Annotated in this window: 22 protein-coding genes and 3 tRNA genes; 10 read left to right on the top strand and 15 right to left on the bottom strand. The window is 59.9% G+C overall.

Features of this window, described 5'->3' with window-relative positions:
* Window positions 1-60 precede the first annotated feature (60 nt).
* The 3 genes from GY33_RS0116455 to GY33_RS0116440 all read right to left on the bottom strand — a co-directional run bounded on the left by GY33_RS0116455 (window position 61) and on the right by GY33_RS0116440 (window position 1,626).
* Window positions 61-381 (bottom strand): hypothetical protein, encoded by a 321-nt coding sequence (locus GY33_RS0116455; protein WP_031388377.1) that lies wholly within the window; start codon window positions 379-381, stop codon window positions 61-63.
* 195 nt (window positions 382-576) lie between these two features.
* Window positions 577-822: a hypothetical protein gene (locus tag GY33_RS0116450; protein ID WP_031388376.1), complete on the bottom strand. Its 246-nt coding sequence runs from the start codon at window positions 820-822 to the stop codon at window positions 577-579.
* A gap of 291 nt (window positions 823-1,113) precedes the next feature.
* Complete coding sequence (locus GY33_RS0116440; RefSeq protein WP_084185278.1) at window positions 1,114-1,626, bottom strand: Lcl C-terminal domain-containing protein; 513 nt, start codon at window positions 1,624-1,626, stop codon at window positions 1,114-1,116.
* A gap of 174 nt (window positions 1,627-1,800) precedes the next feature.
* On the opposite strand from GY33_RS0116440, the gene GY33_RS0116435 reads away from it, so the two are divergent.
* Window positions 1,801-2,064 (top strand): DUF4113 domain-containing protein, encoded by a 264-nt coding sequence (locus tag GY33_RS0116435; RefSeq protein ID WP_152555225.1) that lies wholly within the window; start codon window positions 1,801-1,803, stop codon window positions 2,062-2,064.
* A 331-nt stretch (window positions 2,065-2,395) separates the two neighbouring features.
* Here GY33_RS0116435 and GY33_RS0116430 read toward each other — a convergent pair.
* The 5 genes from GY33_RS0116430 to GY33_RS0116410 all read right to left on the bottom strand — a co-directional run bounded on the left by GY33_RS0116430 (window position 2,396) and on the right by GY33_RS0116410 (window position 7,534).
* A tRNA-Pro gene (locus GY33_RS0116430) sits at window positions 2,396-2,472 on the bottom strand.
* 84 nt (window positions 2,473-2,556) lie between these two features.
* A complete protein-coding gene (locus GY33_RS0116425; protein ID WP_031388373.1) occupies window positions 2,557-3,975 on the bottom strand; it encodes an RtcB family protein in 1,419 nt (472 codons plus the stop codon).
* Between the two features lie 60 nt (window positions 3,976-4,035).
* The gene (gene mutL / locus GY33_RS0116420) at window positions 4,036-6,066 is read right to left on the bottom strand and encodes a DNA mismatch repair endonuclease MutL (RefSeq protein WP_031388372.1); all 2,031 of its coding nucleotides are present in this window, start codon (window positions 6,064-6,066) and stop codon (window positions 4,036-4,038) included.
* A 51-nt stretch (window positions 6,067-6,117) separates the two neighbouring features.
* Entirely contained in the window at window positions 6,118-6,981 is an 864-nt protein-coding gene (locus tag GY33_RS0116415; protein ID WP_031388371.1) for a patatin-like phospholipase family protein, read from the bottom strand.
* 19 nt (window positions 6,982-7,000) lie between these two features.
* A complete protein-coding gene (locus GY33_RS0116410) occupies window positions 7,001-7,534 on the bottom strand; it encodes a hypothetical protein (protein ID WP_031388370.1) in 534 nt (177 codons plus the stop codon).
* A gap of 350 nt (window positions 7,535-7,884) precedes the next feature.
* Here GY33_RS0116410 and GY33_RS0116405 point away from each other — a divergent pair, with 350 nt between their 5' ends.
* Genes GY33_RS0116405 through GY33_RS21290 form a run of 3 tightly spaced genes read left to right on the top strand, consistent with a single transcriptional unit; the run spans window position 7,885 to window position 8,672 of the window.
* Window positions 7,885-8,226: a type II toxin-antitoxin system RelE/ParE family toxin gene (locus tag GY33_RS0116405; protein ID WP_031388369.1), complete on the top strand. Its 342-nt coding sequence runs from the start codon at window positions 7,885-7,887 to the stop codon at window positions 8,224-8,226.
* A complete protein-coding gene (locus GY33_RS0116400; protein WP_031388368.1) occupies window positions 8,219-8,533 on the top strand; it encodes a helix-turn-helix domain-containing transcriptional regulator in 315 nt (104 codons plus the stop codon). The genes GY33_RS0116405 and GY33_RS0116400 overlap by 8 nt, the downstream gene beginning before the upstream one ends.
* Window positions 8,523-8,672 (top strand): hypothetical protein, encoded by a 150-nt coding sequence (locus GY33_RS21290; RefSeq protein WP_153304593.1) that lies wholly within the window; start codon window positions 8,523-8,525, stop codon window positions 8,670-8,672. Before GY33_RS0116400 ends, GY33_RS21290 begins: the two co-directional genes overlap by 11 nt.
* Window positions 8,673-8,729: 57 nt before the next feature.
* Here GY33_RS21290 and GY33_RS0116390 read toward each other — a convergent pair.
* Window positions 8,730-8,806, bottom strand: a tRNA-Arg gene (locus GY33_RS0116390).
* A gap of 68 nt (window positions 8,807-8,874) precedes the next feature.
* Window positions 8,875-10,128, bottom strand: a complete 1,254-nt coding sequence (gene murA, locus GY33_RS0116385; RefSeq protein WP_031388367.1) for a UDP-N-acetylglucosamine 1-carboxyvinyltransferase — start codon at window positions 10,126-10,128, stop codon at window positions 8,875-8,877.
* Between the two features lie 335 nt (window positions 10,129-10,463).
* On the opposite strand from murA, the gene GY33_RS0116375 reads away from it, so the two are divergent.
* The 4 genes from GY33_RS0116375 to GY33_RS0116360 all read left to right on the top strand — a co-directional run bounded on the left by GY33_RS0116375 (window position 10,464) and on the right by GY33_RS0116360 (window position 13,429).
* A tRNA-His gene (locus tag GY33_RS0116375) sits at window positions 10,464-10,539 on the top strand.
* 210 nt (window positions 10,540-10,749) lie between these two features.
* Entirely contained in the window at window positions 10,750-12,057 is a 1,308-nt protein-coding gene (ahcY, locus tag GY33_RS0116370) for an adenosylhomocysteinase (RefSeq protein ID WP_031388366.1), read from the top strand.
* Complete coding sequence (locus GY33_RS0116365; protein WP_035272519.1) at window positions 12,057-12,638, top strand: 5-formyltetrahydrofolate cyclo-ligase; 582 nt, start codon at window positions 12,057-12,059, stop codon at window positions 12,636-12,638. The genes ahcY and GY33_RS0116365 overlap by 1 nt, the downstream gene beginning before the upstream one ends.
* Window positions 12,635-13,429 (top strand): polyphenol oxidase family protein, encoded by a 795-nt coding sequence (locus GY33_RS0116360; protein WP_031388364.1) that lies wholly within the window; start codon window positions 12,635-12,637, stop codon window positions 13,427-13,429. Before GY33_RS0116365 ends, GY33_RS0116360 begins: the two co-directional genes overlap by 4 nt.
* Window positions 13,430-13,607: 178 nt before the next feature.
* Here GY33_RS0116360 and GY33_RS0116355 read toward each other — a convergent pair whose 3' ends face one another.
* From GY33_RS0116355 to GY33_RS0116330, 5 genes are all read right to left on the bottom strand, one after another.
* Window positions 13,608-15,875, bottom strand: a complete 2,268-nt coding sequence (locus tag GY33_RS0116355; RefSeq protein ID WP_051822759.1) for a methyl-accepting chemotaxis protein — start codon at window positions 15,873-15,875, stop codon at window positions 13,608-13,610.
* A gap of 499 nt (window positions 15,876-16,374) precedes the next feature.
* Window positions 16,375-16,560, bottom strand: coding sequence for a type II toxin-antitoxin system RelE family toxin (locus GY33_RS20695; protein WP_235185551.1), 186 nt, complete (start codon window positions 16,558-16,560; stop codon window positions 16,375-16,377).
* A 58-nt stretch (window positions 16,561-16,618) separates the two neighbouring features.
* A complete protein-coding gene (locus tag GY33_RS0116340) occupies window positions 16,619-16,852 on the bottom strand; it encodes a CopG family transcriptional regulator (RefSeq protein ID WP_031388361.1) in 234 nt (77 codons plus the stop codon).
* Between the two features lie 400 nt (window positions 16,853-17,252).
* Complete coding sequence (locus tag GY33_RS20690; RefSeq protein ID WP_200874887.1) at window positions 17,253-17,378, bottom strand: glutaminase; 126 nt, start codon at window positions 17,376-17,378, stop codon at window positions 17,253-17,255.
* A 4-nt stretch (window positions 17,379-17,382) separates the two neighbouring features.
* Entirely contained in the window at window positions 17,383-18,603 is a 1,221-nt protein-coding gene (locus GY33_RS0116330) for a phosphatidylserine decarboxylase (protein WP_051822758.1), read from the bottom strand.
* A gap of 359 nt (window positions 18,604-18,962) precedes the next feature.
* Here GY33_RS0116330 and GY33_RS21125 point away from each other — a divergent pair, with 359 nt between their 5' ends.
* Both GY33_RS21125 and GY33_RS0116315 read left to right on the top strand, forming a co-directional pair.
* Complete coding sequence (locus tag GY33_RS21125; protein WP_152555224.1) at window positions 18,963-19,319, top strand: hypothetical protein; 357 nt, start codon at window positions 18,963-18,965, stop codon at window positions 19,317-19,319.
* A 307-nt stretch (window positions 19,320-19,626) separates the two neighbouring features.
* Entirely contained in the window at window positions 19,627-20,589 is a 963-nt protein-coding gene (locus GY33_RS0116315; RefSeq protein ID WP_051822757.1) for an Rpn family recombination-promoting nuclease/putative transposase, read from the top strand.
* Window positions 20,590-21,143: the final 554 nt, after the last annotated feature.

The following is a 21,143-nucleotide window of genomic DNA, read 5'->3' as shown; positions in this document are numbered from 1 at the left end:
ATTTATTAGATTCTTTGAGTTGTAAAGTTCACGCCTTTGACCGATGGTGCGGTGTTATTGTTATAGCCTACGGGCTCTCCAAATCACGGAATTCCCAACCAAAAGTCTTTCAACTACACCCAAATTCTCCAAACGCTCCAATGCCATTTCGGTGATAACAGGAGACTCTGGGAGTCCAGGCCATCTGATCCACCATCTATGAATTCCTTCCAGGGTATCTGCTGATTCCGGACGTTGCGAAAGGAAGGTCGTAATTTCATCTTGGGCAAACTGAATGGTTTGTTCATCCAAAACCCGCCGGGCCTGGGCTTCTCCGGACATGACCAGCCCGGTCAGGCAGAGCATAACAGCCAGAATTGTTATCGCGAGCAGCTTCTTCATTATATTTTTCTCCTGTTGATATTGAACCGTTATGGCCTTGCATATCGTAAAGCACGTTCCATGCCATGAAATAAGCTTTACGATTTCAGATTGTTGAGAAAAATCAGGGAGGCGACGTGGGCGCGGTATGTGGGGAGTCTTGGGAGATGAAGCTTGGAGGTCCAGCCCCGCTTTCGTACACAATAGCTGCCACTCTCACGCCGCCTTTGCCTGCTCTTCCTCATACGTCAGCCGGAACACGGTGCTCGTCAAGAAGCTCCGGAAGCTTTCGTTGTCCATGAACAGTTTGAACATGTCGGTGTCGTCCTTGATCAGGGCGGCCATGACCCGGAGCAGGGCTTTGTCGTATTCGATGGGGGCGTTTTCCTTGTCCGAGTTTTGTTGGGCGTTGCGAAAGGCCGGGGCTTCGGCAACTTTTTCGGGGATGGTTTTGGTGATCATTGAGCGCACCCTGTCGGCATCCTGCCAGGGAAAGTCGCCGAAGTGCTCGTTGAAGACCTTGATGATGTTGGAGAGCCGGTCCAGTTCCGGTTCCTGTTTATGCCCTCCGCCCGTGGTGGGTACGGGCTCAATCTATCCGAAACCTCGTCCCATGTATTGCCCACGATCCAGGAAAAAGCAAAGGCCGTCCATCCCGAAGGACAGACGGCCTGATTCGCGATGAGATGAGGCTGCCCCAGCGACAACCCCATCCACCCAAAGGGCCAAATCACCGAAGAATCAAATCATCCATCACTGTGCCGAACGCACTGCCCGCACGTGAAAGTCGCTGTTCGCATTGTAGCGGCCCTCGACACCGTCGTGGAAGTGCACGGCCCAGGCTTGATCAGAAGACCCATTGGACGACCAGTAGTCTCCTGGCTTAACGTCCATCATTCTTTTACATGGCGAGTTGTACAGCTTTTTTAACTCATTAGTTGCTGGCAACCGCCAATCCGAATGGCCACCCAGTGAAAGTCCGGAGGCGAAACTCATAGCGTCATTCCTGTTCATTGGACCAGCCGTCGCAATCTGCCACATCAGGCCTTTCCATTTGTCCGTTATGGTCCCATCTCTATTGTCCACGCATACATCGGTAATCGTCTCGGCCATAACCTGCCCGGACAGACAGAGCAGAGCCGCCATAGCTGCAATCGCGAGAAGCTTCTTCATAATTTTTTCTCCTGTTGAGGTTGGACCGTAATGGTCTTGCATCTCTTTAAGCACGATCCATGCCATGAATAAAATTGCACGAATCCAAGGCATTAGAAGAAAGCGCCAGCCGGTTGAAGCCCAACTGTTTGCGCCAATTTCGTTGGCACTGCCAGGATTCTTGGCTGTCAGAGAGATGCCTGGAAGCTGTTGGCGTCGAGTCCGGAGCGCAAGGGCGAGGAGGCCAATGGCAATGGGCGAGACTTCACTCGTGGTGTTGATAGCAGGATGACATTACACGGGTCAATCGGGGGCAGGACCTGGGCTGGGGATGTCGGCGGATCGGCCTGCTGCGTCCTGTTCGAACCGTCGCCGGAGGATAGGGCGCGGAGCATGGCCTTGATGGACGTTATGGATCGGGTAAACGCCAAGTGGGGAGCCATGACCATGCGGGTGGCGGCTGAAGGGACGGGTCAGCGGTGGGTGATGCGGCAGGCGCATTTGAGCCCGAAGTACACGACGGATTGGAAGGCGTTGCCGAAGGTTTTGTGAAATTCGACTGGCTGGATCAGTACTCCGAAGGATCATAAGGCCGCATAGTATCCGGGTTCAGTCCCTTGCTTCGATCCCGTAAGATAGACTTCCCGCCCCCTGGCCCAATAGACTGCCCCCCTCCAGGCCCTATCGAGTTAGGGATACAATCTCGCCATGCTGGGCTTGTTGTTGTCTGGGTCTGGTCTATGGTTGTGGTTAGTAGGAGGATGGCCAGGAGAAGTGTGGTGCGTGTCATTACGTGTGGTCTTTCATTTGCTTAAAATATTGAAAGACCCTCTAAATAAAACAAAAAAGGGGTCACGATGTGCATCGTAACCCCTTGAAATTCTGGTCGGGATGAGAGGATTTGAACCTCCGACCCCCTGAACCCCATTCAGGTGCGCTCCCAGTCTGCGCTACATCCCGTCAAAAAAGAATTCTTTACGCCATTCATCCTCCGGCTGTCAATCAGCCCTGGCGCAAAAATGCGGTTCTCTCGAAACCGAGTCGTCAGCCTTTGAGGCAGGCCAGGGGGGCTAGGCGGGCGACTTTGGCGGTCAGGCCGGCCTGGGCCGTGGCTTCAACCACCTGGTGGATGTCCTTGTAGGCTGCGGGAGCTTCCTCGGCCAGGCCCTTGAGGTGGTTGGTTCGGATCAAGATGCCCTGGGAGGCCAGGGAGTCCAGGACGTCCCGGCCTTTGGCCAGCTTCAAGGCCTGGGACCGACTCAGGGCCCGGCCCGCGCCGTGACAGGTGGAGGCGAAGGCAGTCCGGCTGGTTTCCCGGCCGACCAGGATATAGGATGCCGTGCCCATGCTCCCGCCCACCAGCACGGGTTGGCCGATGGTCCGAAACGGCGGCGGGACTTGGGGATCGCCGGGGCCAAAGGCTCGGGTGGCGCCCTTGCGGTGCACGAACAAGGTTTTCGTGGCCGTCTGGACCGGATGGCGCTCCTTGCGGCAGGTGTTGTGGTTGATCTCGAACAGCGTGCGCAATGCGGCCTGGGGAAGAATCCGGGCAAAGGCCTCCCGGATCCGGTGGACGATCACCTGACGGTTGGCCATGGCGAAGTTGGCGCCGCAGGCCATGGCCGAGAAATACCGTTCGCCTTCCGGCGAGCGGATCGGGGCGGAAACCAGCTCTTTCTCCGGCACGGGGATCCCGTATTTCCGGGCCGCCTGACCCAGGACGTGAATGAAGTCCGTACCGATCTGGTGCCCCAGCCCTCGGGAGCCGCAGTGCACGGAGAGCAGCACGTCGCCCGGGGCCACGCCCAGGACCCGGGCCGCGTTCGGCTCCAAGACCTCCTCCACGACCTGGAATTCCAGGTAATGATTCCCCGCGCCCAGGGTGCCGAGCTGACGTTTTTCGCGTTGGCGGGCAGCGGCGGAGACCTGATCCGGGTCCGCGCCGGGCATGGTCCCGCCGTCTTCCAGCCGCTCCAACTCCCCCTGTTCTCCGTATCCCCGGCTCACCGCCCACCGGGCCCCCTGGGTCAACACCCGGTCCAACTCGCGGGCCGTGAGGGACATGTTGCCCACCCCGGCGGGGACCAGAAGCTGCAGCGCATGCAGCAACGCCTCCAGGTGCGGCAGGATTTCTTCCCGGTGCATGCCCGTGTGCAGAACCCGGACCCCGCAAGCGATGTCGTAGCCCACTCCCCCCATGCAGATAACCCCGTCCCGGTCCGGGTCGAAAGCCGCCACTCCGCCGATGGGAAAGCCGAACCCGCTGTGGGCGTCCGGCATGGCCAGGGCCGCCTCGACGATGCCGGGCAGGGCGGCCACATTGGTCAGTTGCCGGGCCACGGCCTCGTCCATGTCCGCGACCAAGGCGCGATCTCCGACAATCCGGGCCGGAACGCGCATCGCCCCGCTTCGCGGCAGCTCCCACATCCAGGGGGAAATCCTGGTCAATGACTTGAGGTCCATCGGGTTACCTGAGTCTTGAGGAAGAACATTGCCGACAGTCTGTTCAAAAACCTGGGCCTGTCACCCCTTGCGCTTGAACAGCTTCTCCAGCTCATTAACCCCCAGACGGACGGTAATAGGGCGTCCATGAGGGCAAAATGCGCGGTCCATGCAGTTCAGCCAGGCGTCCAGCAGGTGCAACGCTTCGGAGCGATCCAACTCCTGACCGGCGGTAATGGCGCTTTTGCAGGCCATCAGGGACCAGATCGGGTCCAGCTTGCGGGAGAGGGACCGGGCCGGGTCCGTCTCCGGATCCGTTTTTTGTGCTTGGTCCGGGTCGTGGCCCAAATCAAGGTCAGCGGGTTGCTCGTTGAGCAGATCCAGAAGAAATTCCTTGGCCGCGCCGGTGGCCAAATGTTCGGGTAGACCGCGAACAAGCAATAGGCCGGGCCGGGGATTGTCCAGGCGAAACCCGATTTCCGGCAAGGTCGTCCAGAGCTGTTCCAGGGCTTCCTGCTGAGCCGGGTGCAGGGACAGTTCCAAGGGGATCAGCAGATCACGGGGCAGCGGACGGGCGGAATGGCGCAAACGCTGAAACAGAATCCGTTCGTGGGCCGCGTGCTGGTCCACCAGAAGCAATCCTTCGGCAGTGGCCAGGACCAGATAGGTGTTCAGCACCTGCCCCAGGTACTGAACGCCGGCTGAATCAGGACCGGACGGCCCAAGTGGTTGCGGGGAGTGGCCGACGGAGGTGGGCCGGATCATCGGCTCGATGGTTTCCGCGCGGTCTCCGGATGCTTCCACCGTCGCCACCAAGTCTGAACGCGGTCGGAGTTCCGTGGGAAAGAGTCGTTGATATTCGCGAAGGGTGGAAAACTTGGGACGACTTTCCGAGCGCGGATCGTCCGGATAGGCGACCTCCTGAACTGGTGGCCTTCCTGGGGAGAAATGATCGCTCCGGGCTCTGGCGAGACCGTCCGCGAGATCATCCGCGTGGCCGCCGGGGCGGCCGTCCGGGCGGTGGCCGAAGGCCAGATCCGCGAGGCGACTCCCGGAGGCCGCGTCCTCTGCCGGTTCGGTGGAGGCGGGGCCCAGGGAGAAGGTCTTGGGTTCGGCACGCTCCAGGGCCTGGGCTACCGCGGCGCGGACCAGGGAGAAGATGGCCTTCTGGTCGCGAAACCGGACCTCGGACTTGGCCGGATGGACGTTGACGTCCACCTCCTCCGGCGGAATCTCCAGGAACAGGGCCGTCTGGGGATACTCACGGGACAGCAGCCGCCCCTGGTAGGCGTCCCGGACCGCGCGCAGCAAAAGCTTGTCCTGCACCGGACGCAGGTTGACGTACAGCAGCATCCGGTCCGTCTGGCCCTGGGCCGTGCCCGGCGCGCCGACCATCCCGTACAGGCGTTGTCCGTCACGGGCTAGATCCACCTCCAGTAGCCCATCCGTGACCGCGGGCGGCCAGATCGCGGCCAGGCGTCGTCGCAAATCCGGAGTGGGCGGCAGGTTCAAGGCCGTCCGACCGCCCACAGTGTATTCAAAGTGCACCCCGAGGTGGGCCAGGGCCAGCCGGCAGAATACGTCCTGGCAGCGCTTGCCCTCGGTGGTGGTGGTCTTGAGGAATTTCAACCTGGCGGGAACATTGACGAACAGATCCCGGACCTCCACCCGGGTGCCCGCGGGCAGGGCGGCAGGGCCGACGCCGACAACGCGCCCGGCGTCCACGTCGATAAACGTGGCCGTCTCCGCCCCTCGAGCCAGGGAGGCCAGACGCAAGCGCGAGACCGAGGCGATGCTGGGCAGGGCCTCGCCCCGAAATCCGAAGCTGTTTAGAGAGAACAGGTCTTCGCTGCTGAGAATCTTGCTGGTGGCATGCCGGGTCACGGCCAGTTCCAGTTGGTCCGGTGCGATGCCGAATCCGTCGTCCTGAACCTGGATCAGCCCCTGGCCGCTGCGGTCCACCACGACCTGAATCCGCGTCGCGTCGGCATCCAGGCTGTTTTCAAGAAGTTCCTTGAGCACGCTGGCCGGACGCTCCACCACTTCGCCGGCGGCGATCTGGTTTTGCAGTTCCGGGGGCAGGATGCGGATGGAGGGGTTGTGATCAGGCATATGTCGGCGTGGCGCGTGGTTGGTCCACGCTGTTCTCAGGGTTCATCGGATTCAAACAGGACATTCCAGGTCGCGCAGAAATTCGCGGGCCGCCCGGGCTCCGGCCTCGGCGCAGGCCGGGCCTTTGAAAAAATCCAGCAGCCGGAAGTCGCGCAGCTCCGGTTGGATCAGGAAGTCGGGCGGTTCCTTTTCCAGGCGCATCAGGTTCACGGTTCGCTGCATGATGTACATGCTGTGGATCAGCACGGAAACCAGGCTGGGCTTGCGGCCCGAGGCGATGAGATCGGCCGAGCACCCTCCGGTTTCGAGAACATGGGCGTTGAGGTCCACGGCCACCACCACCTCGGCCCCCATCCGACGGCAAATGTTGACCGGCAGAGGGTTGATCAGTCCTCCGTCCAGCAAAAGCCGGTCCTTGACCTTGCCCGGCGTGAACATGCCCGGCAAGGCGATGCTGGCCCGCACCGCCGGAATGATCGGGCCGGTGGTGATGACCACCTCCTCGCCGGTGACCGCGTCCGTAGCGTTGACCGCCAGCGGCGGATCGCACTCCTCCAGGTTCTCGACGCGCAAAAAGCCGGCCAGAAACTCCAGGATCTTGTCCCCGTCCATCAGTCCGCACTTCATCAAAACGGGATCGACCATGCGCAGCAGGTCCAGCCGTTGCAGCGTCAGGGCTCGGTCCACGAAGCGCGGCCAGTCCCCTCCGGCATAGACCGCGCCGATAAACGCGCCGATGCTTGAGCCGGCAAGACAAGCCGGACGCAACCCAGCCCGGCTCAACTCCTGAAGAAATCCGATGTGGGCGAACCCCCGGGCCGCACCTCCGCCCAGGACGAGTCCCAGCCTGGCGGAACGCAGGTCGTCCAATGCGCATGGGGTGCGTGGGCGGGAGGAAGCGGTGTCTCCGGTCATGTATCGCGGCTTGTCCGGATCAGCTGTTCTGGTCGCGAAAGCCTTCGCGGATCACGCGGTGCTCGCCGGTCTCGACGTCCAGATCATAGATGTTGAAGTTGGTGCGCATGTCCAGCCCTTCGTAATGCACCGCGAAATTCAACGAGGCCGACCCTTCCGGACCGCTGGTGATCCGGTGGAACACGAAACGCGGCCAGACCAGCATGGCCGGTCCGTCGAACAGCACCGCGCCGTCCCGCAAAATCTGGGTCGGCGTCACGGTGAAGCTTCGCATCCCGTGCTCCTGGATGTAAATGTCCACATGCCGGGTCCCGTACAGAACGATCAGGTTGTCGTCCTGGGAAAGGTGCATGTACCAGGGCCGGGCCACCTCGCCCACCGGACCGGGAGAAACCGCGCTCCGGGCGTGCAGCACCCGGTCGATGGCGTCGATCCGGGGCAAGAACTCCATGGGCACGTTGTCAAAGGAAACACCAGGGGTCCTGCGAAGCAGCTTCAGGGGGATGATGCGATAAAAGTCCGGGATTTCGGAGAAAATGGAGGAAGCGGCCATGACCTCTCCTTTGGGGTTGAAATGGAATCTGAAGGCAGGCGGCGAAAGGATGCTTCACCCCCGACCGCTTGCGCGTCGATCCGAATCGGTACTTGCAAACCGTTTGGGCGGTCAAGGTCTGCCTTATCTGTTGAAAACAGTCCTTATCCGGCAGTTCGTTCAAAAACATCAAGTGCAAGGAGCAAACAAAAAGCTAGGTCGAAGCGTATCTATTCACCCGGAGAGTTTGAACTTTTTGCGGCGACGCGGCAATTGGGAGTTTCTCAACGGTTATGTTCGTAATGTTACCGCAAGCAGAAGCCGAAGATAATTGCTGGACATGCATTCGCTTTAAAGCTACAAGCGCAACTATGCGAATCGTTCATTACACGACTGAACAGGGCGTTGACCTCTTCCAAAAGTGGCTGGATGATTTACGGGACTTCCGTGCACGTGTTGCGATTTTGCGCAGGGTTGATCGGATGGAGCAAGGCAATTTCGGTGATTGCAAGCCATGCTCTGAGGGTGTTTCCGAGCTGCGAATTGATGTCGGCCCTGGATATCGAGTTTATTTTTTCCAACACGAAGAAAAGGTCGTTGTTCTCCTTGGCGGCGGCGACAAGCGCAGACAACAAGCGGACATCAAGAAGGCCATCACGTCCAGGGCCGAGTACCTGCACCGCATCAAATCAGAGCGAGACCATCATGAATGAACCACACATCTCACACGAAGAAGCTACCATTGCCAGCTTTCGGCGGGACCCCGCGTTTGCAGCGGAATACTTGAATGCCGTCCTCGAAGATGGAACACAGGAAGAAGTCATGACAGCCTTGCGCCGGGTCGCCGAAGCGTTTGGCATGAAGCATGTCGCCGAATCGGCCCGACTCAACCCGAAAACGCTGTACAGAACCTTATCCTCCAAAGGCAACCCGGAGTTGAGAACATTGCGAAGTATTCTCGATACCATGGATATGCGTCTGGCGGTCACGCCCAAGCATGTTCCCAACAATGCCGCGTGACAAGGACACCGTCGCCGACCTTTTCAAGTTCAACATCCTATCCGGCAAACTCACCCTGCTCGTGGAGGACGAATCCCTCGGCAAGCCGGTTCCGGGAACTGAAAGCCGGAGCAAGGTCAAGCCGCGTACCCAGCGATGATGATAGATGATGACAAAAAAAGCCACCGTCATGACGACGGTGGCTTCTAAGAAAATATGGTGCTCCCGGTAGGATTCGAACCTGCGGCCTATCGCTTAGGAGGCGATCGCTCTATCCACCTGAGCTACGGGAGCGGAACCTGATTTCCTAACGCCCGAGGAACACGACGTCAAGGCGTTGCGAACGTAGGCGCGGGATAAGCTTATTGGGCCACGCGGCGAATTCGAGCCCCAACCTGGGACAGTTTGGCTTCCAGATCCTCGTAGCCCCGGTCCAGGTGATAGATCCGCCGGACCTCCGTGGTCCCCTTGGCCGCGAGGCCGGCCAGGACCAGGGAGGCGCTGGCCCGCAGGTCCGAGGCCATGACCGGGGCCCCGACATAGTGATCCACGCCCCGGACCAGGGCGTTCTGGCCCGAGACCTTGATCCGCGCGCCCATTCGGACCAATTCCTGGACATGCATGAAGCGGTTCTCGAAGATGGTTTCCTTGATCGTCCCGGAGCCGTCGGCCAGGCCCATCAAGGTCATGAGCTGAGCCTGCATGTCCGTGGGGAAGCCGGGAAAAGGCTGGGTCATCACGTCCACGCCCACCAGCCTGGTCCCGCGCTTGGCCAGAACTCCGTTCTTGCCCTCCTGGATCCAGACCCCCATTTCCCGCAGCTTGTAAACCACGGCGTCCAGGTCGGCCATGGAGCAGTTCTCCAGATAGAGTTCGCCGTCCGTGATCACCGCGGCCACCAAGTAGGTTCCGGCTTCGATCCGGTCCGGCATGACGCTGAACTCGGCCCCGGTGAGCCGCTCCACGCCCTGGACGCGGATGATGCTGGTGCCCTGGCCCTCGATCTTCGCGCCGCAGGCGTTCAGGAAATCGGCCAGATTGGTCACCTCGGGCTCCCGGGCCGCGTTTTCCAGGATGGTTTCGCCTTCAGCCAGGCTGGCGGCCATGAGCAGGTTTTCCGTCCCGCCCACCGTGGGGAAGTCGAAATTGATGTGCGCCCCCTTGAGCCGGTCGCACCGGCCGACGATGTTTCCGGCCTCCAGCTCGAACGTGGCCCCCATCCGTTCCAGGCCGCGCAGGTGCAGGTCCACCGGGCGGGAGCCGATGGCGCACCCGCCGGGCAGGGCCACCTCGGCCTTGCCCAGCCGGGCCAGCAGCGGCCCCAGGCAGAGCACCGAGGCGCGCATGGTGCGCACCAATTCATAGGGGGCCTCGGGAATCAGGTTCGCCCCCACGCAGGTGACCACGGTCTCGCCGTTCTGCTCGGCCTCGCAGCCCAACAGGCGCAGCAGTTGGAGGGTCGTGGCGATGTCCCTGAGCTTGGGAACGTTGCGCAGACGGATCGGGCCCTCGGCCAGGATGCAGGCCAGTAAAATGGGCAGAGCCGCGTTTTTCGACCCGCTGACCCGGATTCGCCCGCGCAGGGGAACATTCCCTTCAATGACCAGTTTATCCAAAATATCCTCCGGTGTTCTTTCATGGTTAAAAATGTGACGGCAACTATTGACCAAATCGGTCCCGGGGCATTTTTGTTCTCTATGAAATTACAATAATTCCATGTTTTTAGATTGCAGGGTGTTCAAGGGGAATCCCCAGGGGGGGCGACACCCATCGAAATCGAAATCGCTATCGAGATCGAAAAATTTCTAGAAATCGATTTCGATCACGATTTCGATTTCGATTTCGATACCGATCCGGAGCTGCCGCGGTTCGAGAACAAAAATGTCCTGAAATCCGTCCATCTCCATCTTGACGAGAAGACGATGTTTTGCTTAGATACCTCTTTTTCACGGTGGGTGTAGCTCAGTAGGTAGAGCACCTGGTTGTGGCCCAGGCGGCCGCGCGTTCAAGTCGCGTCATCCACCCCATGCAATTTTAAGGGGTCAATCCAAACACGGGTTGACCCCTTTTTGCTTGCCCGCTCTTGACCCGTGGGGGGATATAGGTTTTTCTCGTTTTTTTCAAATACGACCGTCCCGCCCCATTGACCAGACCCGACCAGGCTCACGCGGTCCCGATGGGGCCTACCCCCTGTTTCCTCTTCATTTTTTTCGCCGAGCGCAAAGGAGTTACGATCAATGACCAGAATTCTCGACACCACCACGGACTGCAAGGTTCGCGACATGTCCCTGGCCCAATGGGGCCGCCAGGAGATCGAGATCGCGGAAACCGAGATGCCCGGGCTGATGGCCCTGCGCAAGGAGTTCGGCCCGTCCAAGCCCCTGAAGGGCGCGCGCATCGCCGGTTGCCTGCACATGACCATCCAGACCGCGGTGCTCATCGAAACCCTGATCCACCTGGGCGCGGAGGTCCGGTGGAGTTCCTGCAACATCTTCTCCACCCAGGACCACGCCGCCGCGGCCATTGCCGCCGCCGGGATTCCGGTCTTCGCCTGGAAGGGCGAAACCGAGGAGGAATACTGGTGGTGCGTGGACCAGACCATCCAGGGCCCGGACGGCTGGACCCCGAACATGCTCCTGGACGACGGCGGGGACCTGACCCAGGTGCTGCATGAGAAGCGCCCGGAACTGATGGCGGGCGTGCGCGGCCTGTCCGAGGAAACCACCACCGGCGTGCACCGGCTCTACCAGATGGAAAAGGCCGGCACCCTGAAGTGCCCGGCCTTCAACGTCAACGATTCCGTGACCAAGAGCAAGTTCGACAACCTCTACGGCTGCCGGGAGTCCCTGGCCGACGGGATCAAGCGGGCCACGGACGTGATGGTGGCCGGCAAGGTCGTGGTGGTGGCCGGATACGGAGACGTGGGCAAGGGCTGCGCCCAGGCCATGCGCGGCCTTGGGGCCCGGGTACTGATCACGGAGGTCGACCCGATCATCGCCCTGCAGGCGGCCATGGAAGGCTATCAGGTGCTGACCATGGAAGAGGCCGCGCCGCTGGGCGACATCTTCGTCACGGCCACGGGCTGCCGGGACGTTGTCACCCGTGGGCACATGGACGTGATGAAGGACCAAGCCATTGTCTGCAACATCGGTCACTTTGACCTGGAAATCGACGTGGCCGGGATCCGCGAGCTGAACTGGATCAACATCAAGCCCCAGGTGGACCACATCGTGTTCCCGGACGGCAAGCGGATCATCCTTCTGGCCGAGGGACGGCTGGTCAACCTGGGCTGCGCCACGGGCCACCCCTCCTTCGTGATGTCCGCCTCCTTCACCAACCAGGTCATCGCCCAGATCGAACTGTGGACCAACCCCGACAAGTACGAGAACAAGGTCTACGTCCTGCCCAAGCTGCTGGACGAGAAGGTGGCCAGGCTGCACCTGGGCAAACTGGGCGTGGGACTGACCACCCTGACCACGGCCCAGGCCGACTATCTGGGCGTGTCTCCGGACGGCCCCTACAAGCCGGACTACTATCGCTACTAATGGACAAGGCCGCGCTGCGCCGCGGGTTGCGGGTTCGGCGCGAGGCGTCGGCCGCGGCCCCGGCGGTCCACGAACTGATTCACCACCAGGTTCGCGGCCTGCCCGAGTGGGCCCGGATACTCGGCGGGTCGCGGACCGTCCTGGTCTATCTGCCGCTGCCGGGCGAAGTGGACACGTGGCCGCTGATTCGAGAACTTTGGGGCCGGGGTGCGCGCACCCTGGCCCCTTGTTGTTGTCCGGAGCGCTCCGGGGAAATGGATTTTCTGGAGTTTCGATCCACGGACGAGCTTGTGCCCGGCCGCTACGACATCCTGGAGCCGGACCGCCAAATCTGCCGCCTCTGCGCCCCGCACGACGCGGACGCCGTGCTGGTCCCGGCCCTGGCCTTTGACCGCGACGGATACCGGCTGGGCTTCGGCGGCGGCTACTACGACCGCCTGCTCTCCCGGCTCGATCCGCACATCCTGACCATCGGCCCGACCTTTCACGACACCCTGCTGGACCGCCTGCCCCGGGACGCCCACGACCAACCCGTGCGCGTCGTCTGCACGGAACGGGAAACCATCCGCCCCCCGCGATGACCATCATCCCCTTTTCCTTTCCCGGCCTGCCGAACATCAAGGCGGCCTTCACCACCCGGCTGGGCGGCGTGAGCCAAGAGCCCCGCGCCGAGGCCAATCTGTCCTGGGAAGTGGGGGACGAGGATGCCCGGGTCCTGGCCAACCGCCGGATTCTGCAACGCCGACTGGGCTTCGACCACTGGTTCGAGACCAGACAAGTGCATGGCGTGGAGATGGTCATCGACCCAGGCCCGCCAAAAACGGGACCGAAAGCGGGACCAGGCGCGGGAACGGGCACGGAAACCGGAACGGACGACGTCTCCCTACGCCCCACTCTGGAAGCCGATGGCTCGGCCACCTCCCGCCCCGGCCTGGCCCTGATCGTGAAAACCGCGGACTGCCAGCCCATCCTCCTGGCCCACCGGGACGGGGGACACGTGGCGGCCCTGCACTGCGGCTGGCGCGGCAACCGCCAGGGCTTCCCCCAAAAAGGCGTGGCCGCGTTTTGCGAGGCCTACAACCTTCGCCCCGAAGACGTTCTGGCCGTGCGCGGCCCCAGCCTGGGACCGGGGGCCAGTGAATTCGTCAATTTTGATCTGGAATGGGGCGACGACTTCCGGGACTACTTCGATCCCGCGGCCAAGACCGTGGACCTCTGGCGGCTGACCCGGGACCAGCTCCTGGCCGCCGGCCTGCGCCCGGACCACATCTTCGGTCTGGACCTCTGCACCGCCAACCTGCCCGAAACCTTCTTCTCCTATCGCCGCGACAAGGTCACCGGCCGCCAGGTCGGACTGATCTGGATCGCCTGATCCTGCACGCCCCTTGTCAACGCTTCGCCGCCACCCTCGCGAACAGGCCGACGCATGCCTCGGAGACGGGGAGAGTATCGGAGACCTGCAAGGCCGGACAGCCGAAGGGGGGGCAGGCGGATTTCAGGCATGGCAAGAGGGGAAACGAGTGCATCGCTGTTGAGCGGAAACGCAAAGCCTACCTCAAGCTGTTCATCAGCTCCCGCAATTCCGAGGACTGGGAGGACAAGTCGCTGATGGCCTTGGTCGCCTGTTCCATGACCTGGGCCGTGGCGGATGTGATGCGGTTGATGTCGCTCAGGCTCCGGTTGACTTCCTCGCTGGCTGAGGATTGCTGCTCCGTGGCCGCGGCAATGGAGCCGACCTGATTCGCGACCTCTCTCGCGAAGGTCAGGATGTTCCGCAGGGCTTCTCCGGAGCGATTCGCGAGGGCGATGGCCTCGTCCACGGCGCACACCGCGTTGTTCATCCCTTGGATGTTGTCGTTCGTGCCGCTCTGGATGGACGTAACGGCGACTTCGACTTCCTTGGTGGCGACCATGGTTTTTTCGGCGAGCTTGCGGACCTCGTCCGCCACCACGGCGAACCCCCGGCCCGCGTCTCCGGCCCGGGCCGCTTCAATGGCCGCGTTCAATGCCAGCAGGTTGGTCTGGTCCGCGATGTCGTCGATGACGCTCATGATGCTGTTGATCTGCATGGCCTGGGTTCCCAACTGATCAAGGCTTTCCTTCACGGAGAGGGACATCTGCTGGACCTTGGAAATGGATTCGATGGACCGTCCCACGATGTCCACGCCCTGTTCCGCCTCCACCCGGGCCTTGTCCGCCCCGGAGGCGGCATTGGACGCGTTCCGGGCCACCTCCATGACCGTGGCGTTCATCTCCTCCATGGCGGTGGCTGTTTCCGATATTTTCGCGTCCTGTTCGTTGACCCCCCGGTTGGCCTGCTCGACCTGACCAACCAGGTCATTGATCGCATGATTGACTCCGCCGATGACTCCTTCAAGTTGCGACGCGGCCGCGAGCATCCCCTCACGCTTGGCGCTTTCAGCCAGAGCCGTGGCCTTGACCGCCGCGGCGCGGGCCTGATTCGCCTTTTCCGTCTCCCGAACGTTTTTTTGGACAATGCCGTCGAGCTTGTCCATGAAGCTGTTGATCCAGCGAGCCAACTGGCTTGTTTCGTCGTTGCCCATTCTGGAAGCGTCCAGCCGCGAGGAGAGACCGGCCCCGCACTCGGCCACGCCAAGCAAGGTCCCGGTCATCAGGTCCAGGCGCTCGGACAGTTTTTTGGGGATCCGCCGGGAAAACGCGATCATCCCGACAAAGGCGACCAGAAGGGCCGCGGCCAGGGACGGCAGGAGGGGCGCGCCCCCGGCGGCGGCAACGGCCATGACCGCCAAGGGGGCCAAGACGAGCGGAGCCGCGGCGGATATCAACCGGAAGCTTACGGAGCGCGGTCGGTAGACTTCTTCCAGGTCTCCCTCGCACATCATGCCCCACTTGTCCGGCGAACCGGGCATCTGAAAGGTGATCCCCCTGCCGATGACCGGTATGTGTCGGTAGTCGGAATAGCCGGGATATTCGACAAAAAGGTTTTCGCCCTTGCGGATGGTTTCCCGAACCCCGGGATGCAGTTCCCCGGTGGCCGGATCCGTGAAGCGCAGCTCGAATTCCGTGTGCTTCTTCACCTTGACCGTGCCCCATTGGGTATGGACGCCGCTCTTCAGGTTTTCCCCGAAACTGAACGTGTCGTCCTCGAACCGGGAACGGGACAGGGCCGTGCCCTGGGCAATGGAAGGATCAAAGCGGGATTTTGCCATGAACAAATAGTTGTCCCCGGATTCCGGGAAAACATGGCCGGCTTCGCGCTGGATGAGATCCCCCAGAACGTCGTTGGGCACGCGGCCGCACACGCACCCCGCGGCTTGGCCGTCAAGGCGAACGGGATGCAGGAACATCAAGGTCGCTTCGTCGTGAAAGCGGGAGGTTGACGGACCAAGCCGCAATGTTACGGGATCGAGGTACGGTCCATGGAGAAAACGGTCCGCAAGGCCGCGCTCCAGCGCTTTCGGGTCGATGCCCGAAGCCGCTCCCTTGCGGTCCGGATGCGAGGAGACCAGGAGCCGGCCTTCATGATCCACGATGAAGAGTTCGGAAAAATCAGGGACCTCGTCGCGTCGCTCTTCAAGAAGTTTGCGGGTGTCGGCCGAGGGCCGTTTGCCCGCCAATTCATCGGCCACCTCCCGCATCCGCGTCCATTGCTCCTCAGCCCAGTCCTGAAGCTCCCGAGCTCTGGTGCAGGCAATGCCGTCAAAAGTCCGCTCCACAACGGGATATCGATATTTATTCACAAAACAGGACCAGCCCAGGGATATCTTTCCGTTCGGCCCGCGCCAGGGCAACCACCGACGTTCCTCCGACGACAAGGCCATTTTCCGAGATTCCATCAATTCTCCCACAAAATTTTAGAGTTCCAACCAACCCTCCGGTCATATCGCCCGAGGGGAATCAGCCGCTTCTTTTCGTCAAAGACGACTGTCGAAGTCGCGAATAAATGGAGAAGCGCCTTCCGTCAAACGACGATTTGGTCACAAACGGTCCGGAAGGAGATGTTCATCGATCGGATGGAGGGGCAGGGTGCAACAAGGAAATCGTTCAGCGCGTCCGTACCGAAGCAAGAGTCGAAGCGCTTGTTGCTGTTGGAGATGGGTGGTCCTTGATTACAAAGCAGAGCAATGGCGGCCTTGATCTCCCGGTTCGGATGCAAGTGCTTCACTTCGTAAAGCAATGCAGCAAAACGGGCTCATGGTTTAAACAATATGAGGCCAAGAGCGGACTTGACCCATGACCCGGGTTGACCTGGATCGCCTGACCCTGGTCCTGATTCCGGGCCAGCCCATTTTGACTGGGGGCAAGCCGCATAAAAGCGAAGATCTCTCAATTGCCTCAACGATAAACACCTTTCCTGTGACCAATCGTAACAATCCATACAGTGAGTTCATCATCTTGGATGGAGTAAACGATACGGTAATTACCCTGGCGCAGGCGGTACCGCTCCTGTCCGGTCAATTTTTCGCTTCCTGGCGGGCGAGGGTCGTTTTCCAGGTCTTTGATGCGACCAAGGATTTTCATGACATCCTTTTTCGGAATGCCGGAAAGGTCTTTTTCCACGGATTTCCTGAAAAATATGCTATATCCGGCCATCGTCCCTGAGCCTCTTCACCATATCATCATAACTGAGAAGAGGCTCATTCGCCCGGCAGTCGAATGCCGCAAGATCTTCGGCATCTTCGGCAAGGGCATTTTTCACGGCGGAATTGACAAGATCCGAAATGGATCTGGATGTCTCCAACGCCTTCATTTTAAGAGCCTTATGAACAATCTCGTCCAGATAAACCGTGGCGCGCTTGACTGTTGCTTCCATGCTATCGCCTCCATTTGTTTGAAGACGTTCTAGCGCTACAACGCTCTGACGTCAAAACGTTTTCCTCGTGTTGCAACCCGATACCCTTTATGAAACGCAACTTTTCAGTACGATATTTGTCCACTCTTGCTCCTGCAATCGGGGTCGGAATCGGGATCGGGATCGAAAACGCTGGGATGCGTTCTGAATTCTTCCTGTTTGGGTAGGGCCAAGCCTTTTGTTCCTCCTGAAAAAGACGCCCAAAAGACACAGGGAGGGGTTCTTCCCCGGAAAAAACAAGCTTGATTATTCCGGATGCGCTTATCCCCTCCTGTCCGCCACGTTTACCGGGATTCCGATGAGTATGCATCCATTTCCCTTATCCCGGAAGCAGGCTTATATGCCTCCTTCATTCGTGCTTTCACTGAAACAACCCCAACCCCAGGCGTTGGCTGACATACTCGATGGCCCGCATGGCCCGGACGCTGTTGCCGGCCTGGTTCAGTCGGGGTGTAAAGGCGGCCACGGCCAGTTTTCCAGGAACCACGGCCTCATTCGCCGTCCGTGTCAAAGACGCCGATCTGGTTGCCCAGGCGGACCTTGACGCCGCCGGAGACGTACCGACCCGGCTCGAACACCAGGATCACCAGGGAACCGCCATAGAGGAAATGGCCCAGTTCGTCTCCACGCCGGACCGGGACCGGCCCGGTTGCGTTCAGGAACCGGTCCTGGAAGACCACGGAACCAATCTCGCTCAAGCCCACGGCCACCGCGGCCACCAGACCGTATTTCCCGGTATCGATGATGAAATAGCCGCGCTGATAGTTTTCAAAAGCACCGAAGTCCGAGCCGGGCCGCCCCACGTTGCCGCCGGGCGGGACAAAGGCGGGAAAGTCCTCCATGCCCAGCAGGGCCCCGTTCACCAACGCGGTCTCGATCACCGCCCCGGCCACCGGGGAGTGGTATCGGTGGTAGGTGTTGGGCATGAGAATACAGGACAGGGCCGTGCCGCCCACGAACCGCTCCCAGTACCTGGATCCGGCCAGCAGTTCCTGAATGTTCAGCTCCTGGGTGCCCTTGGTGCGCAGCATGGTGCTATTGTCCACGATGGGCACGGGGATCGGGTTCATGATCGCATCCGTAGGCGCGCTGATCACGTAGTCCCGGTCCGGCATGGTCTGGGGCCGACTTTGGGCCTGGTCCTTGAAGGTCCGGGCAAAAAACTCGTTGAACGAGCCAAAGCCGCCGTCAGGAGCGTCGGGGTCCGGGAGCAGATAGTCTTCCTTTTCAATGCGCGGGTTGGCCAGCCACTGAGCCACCACTGCCCTGGACTCCGGGCTGTTCATGAAGGTGCCCCGATCCTCGATGAAACGCTGGAACAGCTCCCTGCCCGGGGAGATCTGGAATACGGCTCTACCAAAGGGATTCTGGTAGGAGAAGAAGTCCATCACCTCGATGTAGGCCAATCCGTCGTCCGAACTGCCCTTGGACTTGGGCAGAAACAGGCACCAGTCGCCCAGAAAGACGAGCAGGTCGTCATACTTTTTGCCGATCCAGGGATTGCCCCCATGGTGGTAACCTTCCGGCAAGGGCCGCATGTTCTCGAAGGCCATGTCCATGAGCAGTCTGAAAACCTCGTTTTCCTGGTACGCTTCCGCAAAGGCCCCGATGCTTTCCGCGCATTGCGCTGGAAGCGGCGGGACATCGGCCCGGCTGAAGGCGGGCCAGCACGTCACGCAACAAACAAGGCAGCAAAGCAGCAGGTTTTTCATGATTTCCCTCTCTGGTCTGGTTAATGTCTGGTTAGGCAGGGACGGCATTCCGGCTTTCCAAACGGTTTTCTTCACAATTGTTCCCGCGCCTCATAAATTGCCGTCATGGCATCCCGCGCGGAAAGGCCGTCCTCCTTGTATTCCAGATGTCTCATTATGCGTTCCGGACTGTCATTTTCTTCTGGGAATCCCAACGGGATTCAGTCCCCCAGCCCAGGGTTGCGGCTGTGCCGCTACCCTGGGAAATGCGCCATATTTCCGTAACCAACCCCAAAGGGGTTGCGTCCTTTTTCAATGATCCCAGGCCAACCCTGGGCTAGAGGACGATGCCCCGTTGGGGCATGAACCGATGAAGAATCATGCATTTGCGAGCCATCTGCCCGAAACGCATATTGAGCCAAAAACAATATTTTGTTTTTATTCAACTTTTAACCATCAACTTTCAACAGGCTTGGTGCAAAATGATTTTTTGCGCCAAGCTCCTTCATGCCCGTGATGAACTTGTCCAACACCTCCTTGCTCACATGCCGCATGCTCAGCACGTGGGCCAACTCGCCTGGTATTCGCTGAACCGTTATCTTACTGACATGATCCAACGCAACCCACGCGAATCGCGGGACAGGGCTGGCGCTGGTTGCATCCATGCCCAGCGTGGTCTAAGTGGCTACGAAAAACTACCGATAGTTGGCGCAGCTTCAGGCACTCCACGGCGATGAAATGACCGAGGGGGTCAAAATTGGACGCCGATGGTGGGTCATTTTTCGATGCTGATTGACAATCATCGGCTCAAAAGAGTTCGTGGCCGAGGTGTTCGATGGAGTGAAGCACTTGCTGGATTCCAAGGATGAGCGGAGGTTTACCCTGTTAAACAGACCTTCGGTCTACGGCTTGCCGTGTTTAACAGGGTGAACGCCGGTTGGCGGGGTGGAGGGGGTGTATTCGATGAAGCGGTTGGTTGACGCCGTTGATGGGCAGCCCTGACTGCCTTGCCATACGCCAGCCCCTGCCCTACGATCCGCCCCCATGAGCGAGATCAACAACATCCACGACACCTTCTTCCGGGAAACCATGAGCCACAAGGAGGTCGCCGCCGACTTCCTGGCCAACTACCTCCCGGCCAAGGTTTTGAAGCATATCAAGCTGGATACGCTGGCCATCACCAAAGACAGCTTCGTGGACGAGAAGCAGGCTGAACACTATTCCGACCTGCTCTACCAAATCATGCTCAGCAGCGACCGGCCCGGGTTCGTGTATTTCCTCTTTGAGCACAAAAGCTACCCGGATCGGTTCGTGGTTCTCCAATTGCTCCGTTATATCATTGAAATCTGGGAACTCCACCTCAAACAAAACCAGAAAGCCAAAACCCTGCCACTGATCATCCCCATCGTCATCTACCACGGCAAACCCAAAGGCAAGGCCATCCGGCTTTCCGAACTCGTGGACATTCCCGATCCAGAACTGTCCGCCTACGTTCCTGGCTTCGACCTCGCCTTCTACGACTTCTCCCCGGAAACCGACGAAATCATCAAAGGCCAGATTCTTAACCAACTGGTCATGCTCTGCCTCCAAGCCAGGAACACCCCGGAGGATGTAGAGAAGATCTGGGAAATCATCGCCCTGGTGATCCAAATGGACGAGAACGCCACGTCCATGCATTGGCTGGAAAAGATTTTCCGGTACGTGCTTTCGGTTATGGACATCGAGCCCGAAGAAATGCAAAATATGTTCACGCAAAGCCTTTCAGCAGGAAAAGGAGGCATGTTTATGACAGTAGCGGAAAGACTTGAACTGCGAGGGGAAACAAGAGGCTTACAGAAGGGCCGTGGCGAATTACTCCAGCGCCAAATCACCAAACGCTTCGGCAAAAGCATCACCGACATCGACGTTCAGGAACGCCTACGCAAAGCCACGCCCGAACAACTGGACCTCTGGGCCGAACGAATCCTGGACGCCAAGAACGTTGGCGAAGTGTTCCAGGACAATTGATCCCAGCCAATCGTAAAATCGATCTTGTGGAGGGGAAGCCACCAAGCTTCCCTTTCTTTTTGCCCACTACCCGAGAAAGACAATCACTGTCACCTTCCCTTCATCTCCCCAGCCCCAGCATCTCTCTGTCCCAGCATTCCAAAATCGCCATGGTCGGCATAATGGAGCCACCCTCTGGCCGGTCTAATGAGGCCAGTCGATGGCCGCATTAATGGAGCCACTTCAAACGACGGGATTCCGGCCTTCGCCGGAAGGAGCGCGCCCGCGAAGGCGCTTTGTCAGGATGGTGCAAGTCCATTCCGGGGTATGCAACACCCCCGTAGTCGAAGGTAACCGCGTCACCGTGAGGTGGGTGGGAAGCAACCGGAGACGAAATGGCGGTGCGTAGGGCAACGAATCCGATTGGTTTTGCAGTGCGACGAGTCTTCTCATTCGTGACGAAGTCCGAAAAGCGCCGCTCACGCTGTTGGTGGCGTGTGAAAGCGATGAGTGCGGCTGGGGCCTGACCGAGTTAACATTTTGAAATTTGTGAATAAAAATTTTATAATAAGCCG

The sequence above is a fragment of the Desulfonatronum thiodismutans genome (assembly GCF_000717475.1).
GTDB lineage: Bacteria > Desulfobacterota > Desulfovibrionia > Desulfovibrionales > Desulfonatronaceae > Desulfonatronum > Desulfonatronum thiodismutans.
Note: the sequence above shows the minus strand (reverse complement) of the source record. Positions and strands in the feature narration are given on the sequence as shown.

Coding starts and splice junctions, on each gene's coding strand:
- GY33_RS0116340 (WP_031388361.1), bottom strand. CDS start 16,852: ATGGAAGCAACAGTCAAGCGCGCCACGGTTTATCTGGACGAGATTGTT.
- GY33_RS0116315 (WP_051822757.1), top strand. CDS start 19,627: ATGAGCGAGATCAACAACATCCACGACACCTTCTTCCGGGAAACCATG.
- GY33_RS0116405 (WP_031388369.1), top strand. CDS start 7,885: ATGCGAATCGTTCATTACACGACTGAACAGGGCGTTGACCTCTTCCAA.
- GY33_RS0116410 (WP_031388370.1), bottom strand. CDS start 7,534: ATGGCCGCTTCCTCCATTTTCTCCGAAATCCCGGACTTTTATCGCATC.
- GY33_RS21290 (WP_153304593.1), top strand. CDS start 8,523: ATGCCGCGTGACAAGGACACCGTCGCCGACCTTTTCAAGTTCAACATC.
- GY33_RS0116450 (WP_031388376.1), bottom strand. CDS start 822: ATGATCACCAAAACCATCCCCGAAAAAGTTGCCGAAGCCCCGGCCTTT.
- ahcY (WP_031388366.1), top strand. CDS start 10,750: ATGACCAGAATTCTCGACACCACCACGGACTGCAAGGTTCGCGACATG.
- GY33_RS20695 (WP_235185551.1), bottom strand. CDS start 16,560: ATGAAAATCCTTGGTCGCATCAAAGACCTGGAAAACGACCCTCGCCCG.
- GY33_RS0116400 (WP_031388368.1), top strand. CDS start 8,219: ATGAATGAACCACACATCTCACACGAAGAAGCTACCATTGCCAGCTTT.
- mutL (WP_031388372.1), bottom strand. CDS start 6,066: ATGCCTGATCACAACCCCTCCATCCGCATCCTGCCCCCGGAACTGCAA.
- GY33_RS0116440 (WP_084185278.1), bottom strand. CDS start 1,626: ATGCCTTGGATTCGTGCAATTTTATTCATGGCATGGATCGTGCTTAAA.
- GY33_RS0116365 (WP_035272519.1), top strand. CDS start 12,057: ATGGACAAGGCCGCGCTGCGCCGCGGGTTGCGGGTTCGGCGCGAGGCG.
- GY33_RS0116455 (WP_031388377.1), bottom strand. CDS start 381: ATGAAGAAGCTGCTCGCGATAACAATTCTGGCTGTTATGCTCTGCCTG.
- GY33_RS0116435 (WP_152555225.1), top strand. CDS start 1,801: ATGACATTACACGGGTCAATCGGGGGCAGGACCTGGGCTGGGGATGTC.
- GY33_RS0116330 (WP_051822758.1), bottom strand. CDS start 18,603: ATGAAAAACCTGCTGCTTTGCTGCCTTGTTTGTTGCGTGACGTGCTGG.
- GY33_RS0116355 (WP_051822759.1), bottom strand. CDS start 15,875: ATGGAATCTCGGAAAATGGCCTTGTCGTCGGAGGAACGTCGGTGGTTG.
- GY33_RS0116415 (WP_031388371.1), bottom strand. CDS start 6,981: ATGACCGGAGACACCGCTTCCTCCCGCCCACGCACCCCATGCGCATTG.
- GY33_RS21125 (WP_152555224.1), top strand. CDS start 18,963: ATGCATTTGCGAGCCATCTGCCCGAAACGCATATTGAGCCAAAAACAA.
- GY33_RS0116425 (WP_031388373.1), bottom strand. CDS start 3,975: ATGGACCTCAAGTCATTGACCAGGATTTCCCCCTGGATGTGGGAGCTG.
- GY33_RS0116360 (WP_031388364.1), top strand. CDS start 12,635: ATGACCATCATCCCCTTTTCCTTTCCCGGCCTGCCGAACATCAAGGCG.